The sequence below is a fragment of the Massilia consociata genome (assembly GCF_042432755.1).
Classification (GTDB): Bacteria; Pseudomonadota; Gammaproteobacteria; order Burkholderiales; family Burkholderiaceae_D; genus Telluria; species Telluria consociata.
In genome coordinates this window covers 1-535 of record NZ_JBHLWP010000058.1, presented here as the reverse complement: position 1 = coordinate 535, position 535 = coordinate 1, and the positions used below count along the sequence as shown (strand labels likewise).

The 535-nt window shown below is 52.5% G+C and carries 1 rRNA gene; it reads right to left on the bottom strand.

Annotated elements, in window-relative coordinates:
• A 16S ribosomal RNA gene (locus ACFFJK_RS22920) occupies positions 1–535 on the bottom strand; the annotation flags it as partial.

The following is a 535-nucleotide window of genomic DNA, read 5'->3' as shown; positions in this document are numbered from 1 at the left end:
GATTCCTTCCATGTCAAGGGTAGGTAAGGTTTTTCGCGTTGCATCGAATTAATCCACATCATCCACCGCTTGTGCGGGTCCCCGTCAATTCCTTTGAGTTTTAATCTTGCGACCGTACTCCCCAGGCGGTCTACTTCACGCGTTAGCTGCGTTACCAAGTTAATTAAAACCCGACAACTAGTAGACATCGTTTAGGGCGTGGACTACCAGGGTATCTAATCCTGTTTGCTCCCCACGCTTTCGTGCATGAGCGTCAGTCTTGACCCAGGGGGCTGCCTTCGCCATCGGTGTTCCTCCACATCTCTACGCATTTCACTGCTACACGTGGAATTCTACCCCCCTCTGCCAGACTCCAGCCTTGCAGTCTCCAACGCAATTCCCAGGTTGAGCCCGGGGATTTCACGTCAGACTTACAAAACCGCCTGCGCACGCTTTACGCCCAGTAATTCCGATTAACGCTTGCACCCTACGTATTACCGCGGCTGCTGGCACGTAGTTAGCCGGTGCTTATTCTTCAGGTACCGTCATTAGCCGA